Consider the following 15,963-nt stretch of genomic DNA (forward strand, 5'->3'; position numbering starts at 1 on the left):
GCTTGCCTCTTCTTTACTGATTATTTTTGGCGATGAACATGGCCATGCTTACTTTACCTTAAGCCCAATCAACACAGACGACTTTGCATTACGTGAACTAAACAAACTGGCACATAAATAGCCGCTATCAGCGATATAGGCTGAAAGTTGTTGTGAGTGTTTCGTGAAAGTTTCTAAATCAAGGTGAGTCGATGCTAAGTACAGGCCATTGCTAACGATAGCGTTATTTACGGTGTTTAAAAATGTCACCGCTGCTTGAAAGGAATCAAAGCAACATAATGTGTCTGCTTCATTATTAAGGTTTATGATATCTGCAAGGTCTATATTGCTCGGCATTTCATGACTGTAAAGCTTGGCAGCAATATTTAAAATGACATTTTGTATCACGCTTGTGTCGTTGCTTGGGTGGGTTATTTTAATGAGTGGTGTGCCATACGATGCACAATAATCAGTAAGCTCTTTTGTGTTAGAGCAATCAAGCCCGCCAACAAATACGGCATCGAATTGAGCAAAATCTGTTGCCTGAAATGTCTGTGGGTAAAGCAATGTTGCATGCTCTGAGGCCGTTAGGTTTGGTACTAATATGGCGATGTTTAAATCGTTAGATAATTCGTGAATAGGTGCAAACATTACTTATTTACTATTTAAAAAATGCCCAGTAAAACCACGGCTATGCCCTCCATCGTAATAATATAGAGGCAGTAAAGGCACAAAACAGTGCCCTTACTTTTTACGCTAATCGTATTTTGCTTCTAGCTCATTGGCTGTGTGATAGCTCTCGTGAGTTTTTAGCTGCTCAAAGTAGCGTTCGATTTCAGGGAAGTGCGACAGCTTACCCGCCTGAGCAACCTGCTCTACAACAAAAGACATCATGAAATCAGCGCCTGTCAATGTGTCGTCGACTAAGTACTGCTTACCTTGTAATTGCTGATTAACATAGCTCAGTATTTTAGCAATTTCATGGTCGGCATAGTCGGCAATAAAGTTAGTTTGACAGCCATCTTTAGTAATAAAGAGTTTTAGTAGAAGAGGCACCATGGCAGAACTTTCAGCAAAATGCAGCCATTGCTGGTAATCAACATAGCTGTCGCTTTGCTGACTTGGCATAAACTTGCCTTGCCCGTACTGGCTAATTAGGTAATCAGTAATTGCACCAGACTCGGTAATTACTTTACCGTTATCTTCAATAACGGGCGATTTACCCAGCGGATGAATTTGTTTTAGTTCATCAGGCGCTAAAAACGTTTCTTTATTGCGTTGATAGGCAACAATGTCGTAATCGACACCAAGCTCTTCCAGTAACCAAATAATACGTTTAGAACGTGATTTATTTAAATGGTGTAACTTAATCATTCGTTATCCTTATTAGTGGCGAAGCATGGGTTGCTACGCCTAAAAAATTTACATTGGCTGCTGAACTTGTACGACAGTTTTGCCAAAATTCTCACCATTCAACATAGCATTAAAGGCGTTAAGTGTATTTTCGAAATTAGCTTCAAGGTGCTCTTTATATTTGATTTTTCCTTCGCTTAGCCATGCTTGCATGTCTTTTGCGAACTCCTCATAACGATGAGCGTAGTCATCAAAAATAATGAAACCTTGCACTTTAATACGTTTCTTTAAAATTAAGCCCATAAGCATAGACAAACGGTCTGGACCCGGTGGCAGCTCGGTTGCATTGTACTGTGATACTAAGCCACATAATGGAATGCGCGCTTTGGTATTTAACAGTGGTAAGACGGCATCGAGTACATGACCACCGACATTTTCATAATAGACATCAATGCCTTTATTACAGGCTGCGCTTAACTGTTCTGCAAAATCATCCGCTTTGTGGTCAATACAAGCATCGAACCCAAGGTTTTCAACGGCATGTTGGCATTTTTCTTTACCGCCAGCTACGCCAACGACCTTACAGCCTTTTAATTTAGCAATTTGTCCTACCGTTGCACCGACAGGTCCTGTGGCCGCAGCAACAACGACCGTTTCGCCTGGTTTTGGTTCACCAATATCCAAAAGCCCCATGTACGCCGTAAAACCAGGCATACCCATAATACCTAACGCATAAGAAGGGTTTTCAGGGTTCTTACCCAGCTTCATTAAGCCTTTTGTGTCGCTGATTGCGTATTCTTGCCAGCCCGTATACGCCAACACCCATTCACCTTCTTGGTAGTCAGGGTGGTTTGATTGCTCAACTTGGCATACGGTTGCGCCCACCATCACATCACCAATTTCGACAGGGTCAGCATATGACTCTGCATCGCTCATTCGCCCACGCATATAGGGGTCGAGCGATAAATAAATAGTTCTTAGCAGTACCTCACCGTTTTTTGGTGCGGGTACTGAGTGTGTTTTTAATACGATATTGCTTTCATTTGCGACGCCATTTGGGCGAGACTCAAGAATATATTGACGATTTTGAATATCAGACATACTTTGTTCCTATTACTAGGTTTATGAAGTGGTGCATATAGATGAAGTGCGGGCGCATTCATAAAATTCAATGATTAAATTGTCACTGTGAAAATAAACACAATTTCAGTCATGCAATAATCGATTTTGCAGAGGGCATAGAAAGGTGTATGCTCAAATGCAACAGATAAGTCAAAAGGATTGATATGAAACGTATTTTATTGTTAACGACGGCGCTTTTAACTGGCGCGTTTAGCGCTCAGGCTAACGCGAATGATGAGGTTTTATCGGTTGACCCTGTCTCGCTTTCGGGCGGTGCGTTTGCATTTGAAAACGACGCCAAACGTTATCCCAAACAAAGCCAATTTAGTATTTTGCATAGTGTGATGATGAGTAGCGAAAGTGGCCGACGTCTCGCCGTGGTTACTATCGAAAACAAAGCATCTGGCTCTCGTATTTTACAAGCCGACCATATTATGGCGTTGTTTGCAGATGGCAGCCGATTAAACCCACTCACTTTCGATGAAGGCATTAAGCTTGATGATGGAGAAAAGCGCTCCCTTACACTTTCGTTTGGTGAAAATGAGTACCCAATTTTAGCTGTCTATACCAGCCTAGATAAATAAAAGGATGATCATGAAATTTCGCACTTTAGCAGCTGTCGTTGCGCTTTTTAGCTCACAAACCGTTATGGCCGTTGATAGCCAAGACTTTGTAAAAGACAATGTGTTTACGCAAGGCATTGAAGGACCTACCATGTTCAACGGCACTTTGTATGCCGTTAACTATGCAGAGCAAGGGACGATAGGCCGAGTCGATAACATGGGCAAGTCGTCATTATTTGTGCGCTTACCAAATGACAGCGTTGGTAATGGTTTGCAATTCGATCAACATGGTAACCTTTATATTGCCGATTACGTTAATCACCGTATTTTAAAAGTGCCTGCGAACAGCCAACAAGTCGAAGTATTTGCCCACAACAGTGAAATGAATCAACCTAATGATATTGCGATTACGCAAGGAGGAAGCTTTTTTGCCAGCGATCCTAATTGGGCAAAAAGCACCGGACAGCTGTGGCGCATAAACGCAGACGGTAGCACACACCTTCTCGAAAAAAACATGGGAACCACTAACGGGGTTGCCGTGAATAACGACAACAGCAAGCTGTATGTAAATGAAAGTGTGCAACGCCTTGTATGGCAGTATGACCTTGACGATGCACTGAATATTAGTAATAAACGCGTGTTGATACGCTTTGATGATCATGGCCTAGATGGCATGCGCGTGAATAACCAAGGGCATATTTTTATTACCCGTTACGGAGCGGGTAAAGTGCTGGAGGTTTCACCTGAAGGTAAGGTTTTAAAAACCTACACGCTTAAAGGCCAGCACCCCACAAACCTAACCTTTAACGACGAGCAGGATACGATCTTTGTTACTATGCAAAAGCGCGGTGCGATAGAGGTCATTAAACTTTAAATTAGCCTTGCTTAGCGCGAGTGATAGCGGCGTTAATCGCCGCTTTTGCCTGTGGGCTATTTTTCCAACAGCTTGAATGCAGCATTGAGGCAACTCGCTCAGCAATTGTGTTTGCATCGAACCCTGCTAACTGCTCAAATGAGTCAATCCCTATTTCTTCAAAGCGTTTTACCACTGTGGGCCCCACCCCTTTAAGCGCTAATAAAGCCGCGCGTTCTTGTTCATTAAATGGCATGTATACATTCCCTGTTTATCAGTTTTTATTTAGGTACTTTGACCTAATTATTAAGGCGTTAAAATTAAATATTATACTAATTCGCTTAATTAAGTGGTCTATCTTGAGGCAATAAAAAAGCGCACCGGGCAGGGTGCGCTTGAGGGGATTAATCCTGTGTAGCTAAAACAGTAGGACTAATTAAAACTCGGAGCGTATCTCAGTGAAACACCGACAGAGCGGCCAATCACACTATAATCACTTACGGTATTAAAGTGGTTTGCACCGATTTCAGGTGTTGGTGGTTCACGGTCTAACAAGTTATCGACACCAAAATTAACAGCAAGTTCCTCATTAACTTGCCATGCTGCTGCGAAATCAAGATAATTTTGTGCTGAGATTGTTTCTGAACGGTCTACAGCATACTCTACTTCCCCGATTCTGCGCCAGCCAAGTTGGAAATTCATGTTATCTAATTGCCAATCAATGCTTGCACGGTGTTTATAGTCTGCTTGTAAAATACTCGCAAAGTCACCAGAACACGCACTGCCATAGGTGCCTTTACAGTCTACTTCTGCCACGGTGCTGTTATTTTGGCGAGTTTGTTTAGTAACAAAGTTACCTTGGTACGAGAATCTAAAGCGACCGCCCATTTGAGCTGGGGCATCAATAACGTAGTTAGCCGCAACATCAATACCTGCTTGCTCAATTGCTGCTAAGTTAAAGTCGTTGACAATAGCTGTGCTAATAAACCCAGTATTCGGATCGCGAAGTACTGCACCACACAATGGGTTATTCGGGTTAGGATCGTCAATGTAACAGCTTTGCAGTGCCGCACCTGGTTGAATTTGACTTACCGCATCCGTTACGCGAATGCTGTAATAATCTAACGATAAATCAAAGCCTTCTAAATAGCTAGGGGTGTAAACAATGCCCAAAGTATCAGATTCAGCTTGCTCTGGTTTAATATTTGGGTTTCCGCCGTACGTGTATTTTGCTGTGCTTGAGTCAAACTCAGTGCCAACTGGCGGCGCACCAAATGCAGCACATTGGCTTGCATCGCCCGTACCTAGCAAACAAGGATCGCCGTTATAACGGCCCGCTAGTCGAGGGACAAATTGATCACTGTTTTGATCAAATAACGACAGCGAAAGTGCCGTAATAGGGCTGGCAAATTCACCTAAGTTAGGTGCTCTAAACGCCGTTAAGCGGTTTGCACGAATACGAATATCGCTGTTAATTGCCCAGTTTATACCCAGTTTATAGGTGTCTTCTGCTTCAGTGTTTGAGTAGTCAGAAATGCGATAAGCACCTTCAAAGCTAAGCTCTTCGGCAAAGGGCTGATCAACTAAAATAGGCACTAATACCTCAGCATAAAACTCTTCTGAGCTGAAGCTTGCGTCCATATCAAATGCACTAATTGACGCAAAGCTGGTGCCATTTCTAAACGCATCGCCCGGTGTTTGTTTACCGGTTTCTTTACGGTATTCGTAACCAACGGCAAAGTCGACAGGGCCAGCAGGAAGCTCAAACAAGAACCCTGAATCACCCGATAAAGTTGCTGAAATCACACTTTGTGTACGGTCGCGAGTGGTATAAATTAGTGGGTCGCTGAAATCAGTTAAGTCGAGGTTGGGATCAAAAATGTCCACTGAGTTAGCAAGCGCTGCAAAGCGGCTGTTGCCACTGTTGTCATTGCGATAGGCATTGTTATAAATGGTTGCTACTTCGTCAGTTTTACCGTATTGGCCATACACATCGTAGCGTAAGTAATCGGTTAAATCGCCTTTTAAACCTAATTGAAATTGCATTGAATCGCGAACGGCTTCTGTATGTTGCACACCTAAACCAAGGTTTCGCTCTACATTTACACGTGCATTACCTTCGCTATCAAACGTTAGTTGGTCACGTAACTCGCTAGGAATATACGGGTTATTACTGGTAAGAGTGACTTGCTCGTTCACAAAAATAGGTGTTTGACCACTGGCACCCGCTCCCTTTACAGTCACTTTCGAATACATGGCACGCCCATATGCAACGGCGCTGTTGCTTACATCAACATCGAATAACAAGCCGGTTGAAAAGCGATCCATTGGTTGGGTTAAGTAACGATCGGCTGTAAAATCAGTCGTTTGACGCTCATTTGAAACACTTCCTGCATCTGTAATAGCAAGGCTATTGCCTGATGCAACATCGGTATAGTAACCACCACTATTAATCAGCGGTGTTGAGTTATCAAGGGCGTAGCTTCGCTCGCCTGCTAAAAGTTCTTTACGTTCGGTGTAGCCTAAATATCCGGTAACGTGGCCGCGACCCTCGGCGATATCACCCCCGAAAATTGCTTCAAAATTGAGTTTTTCATTCCCGCCATCTGCACTTTCATAACTCGTCGAGAATTCAGCACCGGTAAAATCATCATCTAATACAAAGTTTACAACCCCTGCAACGGCATCAGCACCGTATACCGCAGCAGCACCGCCGGTAAGCACGTCAACACGCTTAATTAAACCTGCCGGAATCGTATTTACGTCAACTGAGTTTCGAAAACTAAAAGGCACAGCGCGTGTACCATCAATAAGCACAAGTGTTCTGTTTTGACCTAGGCCACGTAAATCAATCGTCGATGAGCCAAACGAGTCGCCAACGGTTGCGCCTGTGCTATTTGCACCTGCTGCCGCTTGTGGCAGTTTAGCCGTAATATCTTCAACGTTTACCGCACGGTCTAGGTGAATTTGTGCTTCATCAACGCTGACAACAGGGCTGCTTGAAACTAATTCGGTTCGTTGAATACGTGAGCCTGTTACAGTGATTACTTCAGGCTTTTTGGCTTGTTCGGTATCTGCAGCGTGCGCCACCCCCATAACCGAGCTTACAGCAATAGCAAGTGGTGAGAGCAGCAGTAGCGAACGTTTTGTGTGAGTTGTCTTTGCTTTCATGTTGATTCCCTAGCGTTTTATCATTTAAATCAACGCTGGTTGGTATGCGACCAAGACCATTTAGTTAATTTAATGCGTCATACTTTTTGTTATGATGGCTGTTGTGTTCTCCTTTTGGGGAGCTCACCCGTACAGTTTTAAAGCAAATTAAAAATCTTTGCAATAATTATTCTTTAAATGTATTGTTTTAAAATATAAACTATTCCAATCCATCAAGCGGCTTATTATTATATAACAAGCTGATTTTAAGTGATTTATTTATGCATCAACATATTGAAAAACTGTATTTAAGTGCAAAAAAAGAAAAAAAATTAATTATTGGTCTGATGAGTGGCACCTCATTAGATGGTCTTGATATTGCGCTGTGTGAGGTCTCTGGGCAGGGCATGAATACCCATGTTGATGTTATTAAGTTTACTACCGTTGATTACGACGATAATTATAAATCACGCGTTAAGCGCGTGTTCGCAAAGCGAGAATGCGACCTTGAAGAAGTAACCTTACTTAACCCGTGGATAGGCCAGCTTCATGGCGAGATGGTTGCACATACTTTAGCTAGCTGGGGTATAGATAAAGAGCATATCGATGTAATAGCAAGTCATGGACAAACTATTTATCATTGCCCTAAAACTCAGCACAAACGCCCTGAATACGGTAATGCAACGTTACAAATTGGCGACAGTGATCATCTCGCGGTTACCGCAGGGATCACCACTATTGGCGACTTTAGGCAAAAGCATATTGCTGCGGGTGGAGAAGGTGCTCCTTTGGCGGTATACGGTGATTATTTGTATTTCACAAGTCATCAAGAAAACCGTATTTTGTTAAATATGGGGGGGATTGCTAATCTTACCTATTTACCAAAATCTGCCGATGCGCGAGCTGTTTTTAGTTCAGACATTGGCCCAGGCAATACCATTATGGACGCGTATGTACAGCGTCATTTTGCACCGCTTCAGTATGATAAAGATGCATTAATCGCCAGTAAAGGCACCGCAAACGACGCTTTGTTAGCGGCGTTATGCAGTGATGCATTCTTTAGTTTAGATTTTCCAAAGACAACAGGGCCAGAAGTATTTAACCTAGATTATTTAGCGTCGGCTCAAGTGCGTTCTAACACGAGCGATCTGTCTCATTACGACGTCATGGCCACTTTAGTCACGTTTTCGGCTTTAATGATTGCTAAAGCAATCAATCAATGCAGTGAAAAACTGACCGATATTGCAGTGTATGCCAGTGGCGGTGGAGTGCATAACCCGCTGCTAATGAAAATGATCTTAGCGAATTGCCCGCAGCTTTCAGCTATTAAAAACACCGATAGCTTAGGCATTAATCCAGATGCGAAAGAAGCGGTATTGTTTGCGATTCTGGCAAATGAGTGTTTGTCGGGGGGTCAACAGCGTTTTGGTAATACCGAGCAAGGGATCCCCGATATTACCATGGGTAAAATAAGCTTTTGCGATTAGAAAAACGCTAAGAAACTTGCCCCAAGATTACTGATATAGTGCCGAAACCCCTGATTTTTAGCGTGGTTTGTCGGCGCTAATTGTGGCGATGCGCTGGCAGCGATACCCACGTCGAATTGCGCGCTGTCTTTCAATGTTGCATGCTTACCATGAAGCATTAGCTGCAATACAAATTCACCACTTTGTGTCACGTTTTCTAACGTAAGCATAATAAGCTGCTGATCTAGGTCATGTTGCGTCAGTGTGCGCGCAGTAAAATACGCTGATTCACGCGCATTAGGATAGGTCGCACTAATAGAGATCACATCGCCCTCATGCGCATCTTCGGGTAGCACACAATAAAACAAAACCTGCTTTTGCTCGTTAGCAACAAAATGCAGTTGTTCGTATTCCATTGTATGCTCAAGTGCCGCACATAAGGGATCATCACTAGAGGGGAGTGCAAACGAAAGTTGCACCAAAGCACTGTTCATTACTTCTTCATTACGTTAGTTGATTAAATTAGCGCCAATTATTGATCAATTAAATGACAGAATTATGACTATTGTCATAAGAGGGATTATTTATTTTATGAGCAGCTAAAATTTGTTCTTTCTGTTCTAAAACTGGAATAGTAATAAATTAAAATCCGATAAATGATATGGATCTCAACTAGGCGCCGCAAGATAACCATTAAGCAGCTTTAAGAGTCGTATTCATTGGTTGAAGACTGTTTGTAACTTTGCGTTATGAATGTTTTGATGAGACTTTGTAAGCAAGTAAAAGCATATGTAGCGTCGTTTTAATTAGTCAATGAGCTAGGCACCTAGCTCATTGGGGTAGGAATATTTAAACATTAGATAACTTAAACACACTAATCTGAAGTAAGTGTTCTCGTTAATTTTTGTTCACTTGAGCTATTTGTAGTCTTATTGCTTGAATATATAAAATATAAGGCCACACCAAGACAAATAATTGCAATTACCCTATAAATTGAAAAAGGTATTGGCTCATTCCCCAGCCAGCCAAAATTATCAATTAACATACTCATTGTTAGCTGCCCGAAAATAACCGCAACCGTTGCGACAGCGGTACCGATACGTTGCACCGCAAGTACCATTATGACTATATATGGAACACCACACATAGCTCCCAGTAATTGCCATTTGGGTACATCCAGCAACGTGATTGAATGCTTTGGCTCAAAGTAGAAGATCAATAAAGCTGTGATTAATGCACCCACTGAAAATGTAAGGAATGCGGTCTTAAAAACGCCTAATTTACTTCCAAGTTGACCATTAATTGCTGCTTGAATACTGAGCATAACGCCACCGAGTATCGCTAATAAAATCATTATAAATGTCATAATAGATCCTAACCTTGTGCAACCATCGCTAACGCGATAATGATGAAAATGAGTGCAATAATTCGTCTATTGTCGATTCTTCTGTGAGGGGTACCAAATAGACCAAAGTGATCGATAATTAAACTTTTAGAGATTTGCCCAGCTAAAATACCAATCATCGTCATTGCAATACCTATTTTAGGCGTCGCCACAGTGAGAATAACGACATAAACGACACCTAATACTCCCCCTGACAGTTGCCATGATGGCTGAGAGAAAAAAGATGCACTATTACGAGGGCTAAAAAACAACATCAACAAAAATGTTAATGCAGCCCCAACTGCGAAAATACTAAATGTTGCCCATAAATCGCCAACTTGCGTTCCCAAAGGCCCTAGTAACCCGGCTTCAACGGAAAGCCCCATACCACCAGCGATAACAATCAAAATTAAAAAGAGTTGCATATAAAACTTTCTCCATTTTTTAAGGTGAAGAAGAATACGCTTTTCGATTGATGAGAAAAATGCCATTATTGTGTGAACACCTTTGCACAATATGCATATATGAGTAATTTTGAATCTATAAATCTAAAGAGCTTACTGATTTTCATCAATGTGTATGAGCTAAAGAATTTTTCGTTGGTAGCGAGACGGGAAGGGGTGTCTGCTTCTCAAGTGTCTCGTGTTATACACAATCTTGAAGATGCGCTTGGACATCAATTATTTTATCGGAATACGCGTGCGATAATACCCACTGAAAGCGGTAACCTATTCATAAATCATGCGCGTGCAATGGCTTTAAATTTTCATGATGCACAACAAGCGTTAAGTGAAAGATTACTAGAACCCTCGGGACTTGCTCGGATAAACGCGCCAGTATTTTTTGGTCAAAAGCATATAGCTCCAGCCCTTGCTAATCTGAGCGAAAGATATCCAGAATTAGATATAGAGCTAACTCTTACTGATGATTACATTGATCCGATGAAAGATGCGTCAGATGTCATATTTCGGATTGGTACGCTTAACGACTCCTCATTACGAGCACGTATTGTGGGAGAGCAGAGTTATCATCTTACTGCATCACCCAAGTACATTCAAAAATATGGTGTGCCTAAAAAACCTGAAGACTTAGTTACACATAAATGTCTTGTCTATAGTGGCTCATCAGGTCCAAATCGTTGGTATTTCAGGCAACCCGAAGGTTTATGGGTTCACTGCCCGATCACTCCGACTTTAAGTTCGAACAACGCCGAGTCTCTGCTCACCGCCGCTTTAAATGGTATGGGAATAGTATTGTTTCCAGATTGGCTCATTGCTGACAGTCTATCTGAGGGTAAACTTGTGAAGCTTTTTACAGAGATTGATTCATCAATTAATACTGAAACTCAAACTATTGCTGCAATATACCCGAATGCCCGTCACCCATCACTTAATGCAAGAGCCATTATTGACTACTACATAGACGTGTTTGGGTCCCCTTTGTATTGGCAGCTATAGCCTCGCTATATTTAAAAGAAGTTACGGCCTTTTAAAGCCTATATTAGGGTCGAATGCAATTTTCAACGCTTAGTTTTGATAAAAAATAACGGTAGAGGGCTTTAGCGTTCAAAACGACGAGTGACTATCCCCCAAAAAACTCCCCAAACTATTTATATATACCAACTAACTAACCTCTCTCAACGGGGTTATTTACTGATCTAGTTAAAAAATTCATTCGTATTTTTATGCGGATAGATGATCTTAAGAATGTAAGAGTCTCTATTGCTACACTTATACGATGCAATAGCATTCGCATACTGCCGTTGTTGGTCGATCTCTCTACAAGAATAGGATCTGCCATGCAGACCCCACAATAAATTTTGAGAGGATGAAATAGATGAAAAAGTTTTTACCAATTTTTCTTTCTTGTATTTATGGGTTGGCAACCCCTTCAGTACTGGCTTTAGAGGATAGAGAAGCACTGGTTCCTTTACCTTCATTAGATGATTTCACTAAAGGGAAAGACGGCTGGAGCTTTGGGCTTGGTGCAGGCGTTGAATATGAAACGGCTTACGAAGGTTCAGACGAATTTGGGTTTGAATTACAGCCTGCGGGAGCGGTGCAATGGCGTAAGGGCGATAATATATTTTATTTTGCTGGAGAAGCATTTGGTTGGCGTGGTCTTCGAAACAATGATTGGTTGTTAGAGGCATCGGTAGGTTTTGATGAGGGGCGAGAAGAAAGCGATTCAGATGATGGCCGATTAGATGGGTTAGGTGATCAAGAAGAAGGGTTTGAACTGGTGTTTCAGGCTCGTCGTTCTTTCACACCTGATTGGCGTTACTGGCTAGTAAGCCGTGTTGTGGCGAGTGAAGATGGAAATTTAGGTTTGTTTGGGGTGGGCAGACGCTTTGGAACCCACACGGATGGGTCGGGTTCTGAAGTTAATATAGTGGCTGTTTTTCATGATAGTGACTATGCCAACAAAGGGTTTGGTATAGACGAAATGCAATCTGCGGCATCAGGCTTAGAAACGACCTCTTTGAGTGGGGGATTACGCTCGTTTGGCGTGGATTACAGTTACCGACATAATATGAATGATAATTGGCAGATTTACGCGGAAGCTCTTTTTGAGTACTTCAGCAGTGATGTAAGGAAAAGCCCCATCGCGCGTAGTAATTATGAAAGTGAAATAGGCGTCGGTTTCATTTATATTTTCTAACTTTAATGCTCTTTGGCAGCCTGCTCAATGCGTTGGGCAGGCATAAATTACCGTGTCTAAATTACGGTATTTTATATTTTTGCTTGTGCTACATAGTTGTAAATTTCATTGCTGAGTCACCTCATAAATATGCTTGCCGTTTTTGCATTAGGGATGCTCAGGAAGTTCTAAGCAAATTGAGAATATTCGGTAATCAAAATATAGTAAACCGCTTATATTTTATAGATGTAGCCGTTGATTTTGGATTAAAGAACCTCGCTCGGGTAACTACAGATTTATGAGTCTCCATAATGTTATGTATACGCGCTTTTAGGCGGGCCAACAGATTTCAATTATGGTTCCGCCGGTATCACTTATACGACAACTAACATTGCCTTTATGCGCGTTAGCAATAGCAGCAACAACTGCTAACCCTAATCCGCTACCACTTTTGGGGTTATCTTTTGCGCTGTGAAATGCGCAGAAAATATGTGGGATAAGATCAGGCGAAATACCTGGACCACTGTCTTCCACGCTCAGGTAGCAAAAGTCTCCTTTAAGCTTAGTGGTAATTTTTATTGCGCCAGAATGAGCATATTTACTCGCATTTTCGAGTATTGCTAAAAGAGCTTGCCTGATTCGGGTCGGGTCGCACATGACTGGCTCTGTTGTTAGGTTTAGTACTACGTATTGATTTGCCTCATGAAGCATGTTTACCGATAAATCGGTGAGTAATTTTATTTCTGTGGAGAGATTCGTTTTTTGTACATTTATTCTTAGTTCACCGCTATTCATTAAACTAATGACACGAAGATCTTCTATTAATCGAGACAACCCTTCAATTTGCACTAATAGTTTGGTGAACTGGGTTTTATCGGGAGTGAACACGCCCTCTGCTAATCCTTGTAAACGGCCTCGTAAAATAGTCACTGGGGTTCTTAGTTCATGGGCGATAGCTGCATTCCAAAAAGCATGCTCTTCTGTCATTCGCTGAAGTTTTTCAGCAAGGAGGTTAAAATCGTCCACCAGTAATGCTGCCTCGCCTAAGGAACGATCTCCGACATTAGCCCTAAAATGCAGTTCGCCTTCCGCGATTCTATGCATTCCTTCGGCAACGGCACTAAGCGGTTCTAAAATACGTTGGGATAACTTAAGAGCAAGACTTGCAGCGAGCAATATGACTATGATGCATGTCAATACAATCCAAATCCACTCTGGCCAAGAGGGAGTAATATAGACATCATTAGGTATGTAGTTGGGCCAATATTTATCCCAAAGGTAATAAAAAATGAACGAACCAACAATTGTAATTAATGCAGAGCCTATCGCTATCTTCATCATGGAAAACGCAATTTGACGGCTCAAACCACTTGATTTCATTGTTCCCCCTTGAAGCGATAACCAACGCCACGCACGCCAGCGGGAATGCCATGAATTCCAAAGGTTTCAAGTTTTTTACGGATCTTACTGATATGACTGTCGATCGTCCTTTCGAGGGTATCTCCCTCTGGTAAGCAGGAATTTAATAGCTCTATTCGGCTAAACACTCGTTTTGGTGAATTTATGAAATGTGTTAAAAGTTTAAATTCAGTGAGGGTTAGCGTTGTTATGGCATGACGCTGTCCATCCACATTGACAGTAATTTCATGGCTTTCTAAATCAACTTCAAAGGGATCCGTTCGCAGTATGTTTTGCTGCTTAGGTTGATTAACTCCTAAGGTACGCCTTAGAACAGCTTGCACTCTCGCAACGACTTCTGCCGGATTAAAGGGTTTAACAACATAATCATCAGCGCCAATTCTGAGCGCCATTAGTTTGTCTAAATCTTGGTCCATTGCTGTAAGCATAATGACGGGCGTGTTACTTTTCTGACGAAGTTGAGATAAGACATTCCACCCATCCATTTTTGGCATCTGGATATCGAGCAATATAAGATCAGGCTTCATGGATGAATGAAGTTCAAGTGCTTTTTGCCCGTCTGAGGCATGAATGGTGCGCAAATTATTACGAGAAAGGTAAGCGGAAAGTATATCGACAATTTCAGACTCGTCCTCAACAATCAGGATTAAAGCCTGATGGTGAGAAACTGACTCTGTATCTTGATCTGAATACGCAGCTAGTTTCTGTCTTTCAACGTACAAATTATTCATCTCCATCAAATCTCCATATTAGCTCAGCGTGACCTCCATACATAGCGAGTACACTCAACACTATCTACGGCGGATAGCCCGCTTTAACTTGTTCAGAGGATACCTCAGTGAAAAAGATAAATATATGTGCATTTAGCAGCTTACATATATTGATACTGTTCTTTTTAGTTGGCTGTTATCAATCTAATAAAGACGAAAATGCCATTGATCTACAAGAGTCTTCCCCTTTAGTGTCAACTATAAAGTTGAAGCCGCAACATGTAGATGTCTATGAAGAACTGCCAGGAAGAGTGAGGGCTGTAAGAGTGGCAGAGATTCGCCCACAAGTTGTTGGGATCGTAAAGCATCGCTTGTTCAAACAAGGCACTGAAGTGAAAGCGGGTCAACCGCTCTTCCAAATTGAGCCTGCGCCATTTGAAGCAGATGTCGACACAGCAAAAGCAAATTTATTAAGAGCGGAGGTGACTTATAAGCGTGCTCAGGACAAAGAGTTACGATTACGCCCCCTTGTAAAAGCCAATACGATTAGCCAACAAGAGTTTGACGATATTGTCTTACAGCGTGATCAAGCTGCAGCAGAAGTCGCTGTGGCTAAAGCAACGCTTGCACGACGTGAACTTGATTTACAGTTCGCACGTGTTACAGCGCCAATATCTGGATTGATTGAACAAACGTTGGTGACTGAGGGCGCTTTGGTAAGTAGCACAGATGCAACTTCGATGGCGCGTATACAGCAGATCGATAACGTGTTTGTTGATATTCGTCGACCAGCGTCTTCACTAGAGGCTACTCGTGAGGCTCTAGCGGAAAATTCTGGCGACAACCCCAGTGTTAATGAAACAAAGATTGAAATTTTACGCAGCAATGGGCTTCCTTACCCTGTCAAAGGGCACATTTTGTTTTCAGGGATCAATATTGATGAAGGCACCGGTGATGTGTTGCTTCGTGTGCTTGTAGATAACTCCCAGCGTCTTTTACTGCCGGGTATGTTCGTTAAAACAAAGGTGCTTCGTTCGCGTTATAGCAATGCACTCACTGTTCCACAGCAGGCTGTTTTGTATGTTGCTGGCTCTCCTCATCTTTGGAGTATTGATTTGGAAGGGCATGCACACCTAAAACCAGTAAAACTTGGGGAATTAATCGATGGTCAGTACCGCATCAAATCGGGCGTTGAAAAAGATGAAAATATCGTAGTCGAAGGTAAAGAAAGACTTGAGGACGGTATTCTAGTAGACCAACAGCAGTGGCAAGAACCTGAGGTTTTTATCACATCTATGACACACTGATTAAAGTTAGAGAGCCT

The 15,963-nt window shown here is 42.1% G+C and carries 16 protein-coding genes; 6 read left to right on the forward strand and 10 right to left on the reverse strand.

What is annotated here, in order from left to right; genetic code table 11:
- Window positions 1-48: 48 nt before the first annotated feature.
- From ACSSVW_RS16925 to ACSSVW_RS16935, 3 genes are all read right to left on the reverse strand, one after another.
- Window positions 49-630, reverse strand: a complete 582-nt coding sequence (locus ACSSVW_RS16925; RefSeq protein ID WP_454179784.1) for a hypothetical protein — start codon at window positions 628-630, stop codon at window positions 49-51.
- A gap of 105 nt (window positions 631-735) precedes the next feature.
- On the reverse strand, window positions 736-1,353 hold the full coding sequence (locus ACSSVW_RS16930) for a glutathione S-transferase family protein (protein WP_036972455.1): 618 nt from the start codon (window positions 1,351-1,353) through the stop codon (window positions 736-738).
- Window positions 1,354-1,401: 48 nt separating this feature from the next.
- Entirely contained in the window at window positions 1,402-2,433 is a 1,032-nt protein-coding gene (locus ACSSVW_RS16935) for an NADP-dependent oxidoreductase (RefSeq protein WP_065978549.1), read from the reverse strand.
- 185 nt (window positions 2,434-2,618) lie between these two features.
- Here ACSSVW_RS16935 and ACSSVW_RS16940 point away from each other — a divergent pair, with 185 nt between their 5' ends.
- Together ACSSVW_RS16940 and ACSSVW_RS16945 are read left to right on the forward strand one after the other, a co-directional pair.
- Window positions 2,619-3,038: a hypothetical protein gene (locus tag ACSSVW_RS16940; RefSeq protein WP_065978548.1), complete on the forward strand. Its 420-nt coding sequence runs from the start codon at window positions 2,619-2,621 to the stop codon at window positions 3,036-3,038.
- Between the two features lie 10 nt (window positions 3,039-3,048).
- Window positions 3,049-3,891, forward strand: a complete 843-nt coding sequence (locus ACSSVW_RS16945; RefSeq protein WP_454179786.1) for an SMP-30/gluconolactonase/LRE family protein — start codon at window positions 3,049-3,051, stop codon at window positions 3,889-3,891.
- A gap of 1 nt (window position 3,892) precedes the next feature.
- Here the strand turns inward: ACSSVW_RS16945 and ACSSVW_RS16950 are convergent, their stop codons facing one another.
- Together ACSSVW_RS16950 and ACSSVW_RS16955 are read right to left on the reverse strand one after the other, a co-directional pair.
- Complete coding sequence (locus ACSSVW_RS16950) at window positions 3,893-4,126, reverse strand: hypothetical protein (protein ID WP_036972450.1); 234 nt, start codon at window positions 4,124-4,126, stop codon at window positions 3,893-3,895.
- 176 nt (window positions 4,127-4,302) lie between these two features.
- Entirely contained in the window at window positions 4,303-7,041 is a 2,739-nt protein-coding gene (locus ACSSVW_RS16955; RefSeq protein ID WP_454179787.1) for a TonB-dependent receptor domain-containing protein, read from the reverse strand.
- 260 nt (window positions 7,042-7,301) lie between these two features.
- Between ACSSVW_RS16955 and ACSSVW_RS16960 the strand changes: the two genes are divergently transcribed.
- Complete coding sequence (locus tag ACSSVW_RS16960) at window positions 7,302-8,507, forward strand: anhydro-N-acetylmuramic acid kinase (protein WP_454179788.1); 1,206 nt, start codon at window positions 7,302-7,304, stop codon at window positions 8,505-8,507.
- Here the strand turns inward: ACSSVW_RS16960 and ACSSVW_RS16965 are convergent.
- The 3 genes from ACSSVW_RS16965 to ACSSVW_RS16975 all read right to left on the reverse strand — a co-directional run bounded on the left by ACSSVW_RS16965 (window position 8,504) and on the right by ACSSVW_RS16975 (window position 10,361).
- A complete protein-coding gene (locus ACSSVW_RS16965) occupies window positions 8,504-8,980 on the reverse strand; it encodes a hypothetical protein (RefSeq protein WP_075593428.1) in 477 nt (158 codons plus the stop codon). The genes ACSSVW_RS16960 and ACSSVW_RS16965 overlap by 4 nt on opposite strands.
- 380 nt (window positions 8,981-9,360) lie before the next feature.
- A complete protein-coding gene (locus tag ACSSVW_RS16970; RefSeq protein ID WP_454179790.1) occupies window positions 9,361-9,852 on the reverse strand; it encodes a DMT family transporter in 492 nt (163 codons plus the stop codon).
- 8 nt (window positions 9,853-9,860) lie between these two features.
- Window positions 9,861-10,361 (reverse strand): DMT family transporter, encoded by a 501-nt coding sequence (locus ACSSVW_RS16975; RefSeq protein WP_227006875.1) that lies wholly within the window; start codon window positions 10,359-10,361, stop codon window positions 9,861-9,863.
- A gap of 33 nt (window positions 10,362-10,394) precedes the next feature.
- Here ACSSVW_RS16975 and ACSSVW_RS16980 point away from each other — a divergent pair, with 33 nt between their 5' ends.
- Window positions 10,395-11,327 carry a LysR family transcriptional regulator gene (locus ACSSVW_RS16980; protein WP_036972445.1) on the forward strand — a complete coding sequence of 311 codons (933 nt, stop codon included), beginning with the start codon at window positions 10,395-10,397 and terminating at the stop codon, window positions 11,325-11,327.
- Between the two features lie 379 nt (window positions 11,328-11,706).
- Window positions 11,707-12,531 (forward strand): MipA/OmpV family protein, encoded by an 825-nt coding sequence (locus ACSSVW_RS16985; RefSeq protein WP_454179791.1) that lies wholly within the window; start codon window positions 11,707-11,709, stop codon window positions 12,529-12,531.
- Window positions 12,532-12,840: 309 nt separating this feature from the next.
- On the opposite strand, the gene ACSSVW_RS16990 is transcribed toward ACSSVW_RS16985, so the two are convergent.
- A complete protein-coding gene (locus ACSSVW_RS16990; protein WP_454179793.1) occupies window positions 12,841-13,890 on the reverse strand; it encodes an ATP-binding protein in 1,050 nt (349 codons plus the stop codon).
- Entirely contained in the window at window positions 13,887-14,666 is a 780-nt protein-coding gene (locus ACSSVW_RS16995) for a response regulator (RefSeq protein ID WP_421419984.1), read from the reverse strand. Before ACSSVW_RS16995 ends, ACSSVW_RS16990 begins: the two co-directional genes overlap by 4 nt.
- Before the next feature lie 101 nt (window positions 14,667-14,767).
- Here ACSSVW_RS16995 and ACSSVW_RS17000 point away from each other — a divergent pair, with 101 nt between their 5' ends.
- Complete coding sequence (locus tag ACSSVW_RS17000; protein WP_454179794.1) at window positions 14,768-15,946, forward strand: efflux RND transporter periplasmic adaptor subunit; 1,179 nt, start codon at window positions 14,768-14,770, stop codon at window positions 15,944-15,946.
- The last annotated feature ends 17 nt before the right edge of the window (window positions 15,947-15,963 follow it).

It is taken from the genome of Pseudoalteromonas sp. MBR-15, from assembly GCF_053628915.1.

Excerpts from the sequence above, each read along its gene's own strand:
- ACSSVW_RS16925 (WP_454179784.1), bottom strand. The coding sequence starts at position 630 with ATGTTTGCACCTATTCACGAATTATCTAACGATTTAAACATCGCCATA.
- ACSSVW_RS16930 (WP_036972455.1), bottom strand. The coding sequence starts at position 1,353 with ATGATTAAGTTACACCATTTAAATAAATCACGTTCTAAACGTATTATT.
- ACSSVW_RS16935 (WP_065978549.1), bottom strand. The coding sequence starts at position 2,433 with ATGTCTGATATTCAAAATCGTCAATATATTCTTGAGTCTCGCCCAAAT.
- ACSSVW_RS16940 (WP_065978548.1), top strand. The coding sequence starts at position 2,619 with ATGAAACGTATTTTATTGTTAACGACGGCGCTTTTAACTGGCGCGTTT.
- ACSSVW_RS16945 (WP_454179786.1), top strand. The coding sequence starts at position 3,049 with ATGAAATTTCGCACTTTAGCAGCTGTCGTTGCGCTTTTTAGCTCACAA.
- ACSSVW_RS16950 (WP_036972450.1), bottom strand. The coding sequence starts at position 4,126 with ATGCCATTTAATGAACAAGAACGCGCGGCTTTATTAGCGCTTAAAGGG.
- ACSSVW_RS16955 (WP_454179787.1), bottom strand. The coding sequence starts at position 7,041 with ATGAAAGCAAAGACAACTCACACAAAACGTTCGCTACTGCTGCTCTCA.
- ACSSVW_RS16960 (WP_454179788.1), top strand. The coding sequence starts at position 7,302 with ATGCATCAACATATTGAAAAACTGTATTTAAGTGCAAAAAAAGAAAAA.
- ACSSVW_RS16965 (WP_075593428.1), bottom strand. The coding sequence starts at position 8,980 with ATGAACAGTGCTTTGGTGCAACTTTCGTTTGCACTCCCCTCTAGTGAT.
- ACSSVW_RS16970 (WP_454179790.1), bottom strand. The coding sequence starts at position 9,852 with ATGACATTTATAATGATTTTATTAGCGATACTCGGTGGCGTTATGCTC.
- ACSSVW_RS16975 (WP_227006875.1), bottom strand. The coding sequence starts at position 10,361 with ATGGCATTTTTCTCATCAATCGAAAAGCGTATTCTTCTTCACCTTAAA.
- ACSSVW_RS16980 (WP_036972445.1), top strand. The coding sequence starts at position 10,395 with ATGAGTAATTTTGAATCTATAAATCTAAAGAGCTTACTGATTTTCATC.
- ACSSVW_RS16985 (WP_454179791.1), top strand. The coding sequence starts at position 11,707 with ATGAAAAAGTTTTTACCAATTTTTCTTTCTTGTATTTATGGGTTGGCA.
- ACSSVW_RS16990 (WP_454179793.1), bottom strand. The coding sequence starts at position 13,890 with ATGAAATCAAGTGGTTTGAGCCGTCAAATTGCGTTTTCCATGATGAAG.
- ACSSVW_RS16995 (WP_421419984.1), bottom strand. The coding sequence starts at position 14,666 with ATGGAGATGAATAATTTGTACGTTGAAAGACAGAAACTAGCTGCGTAT.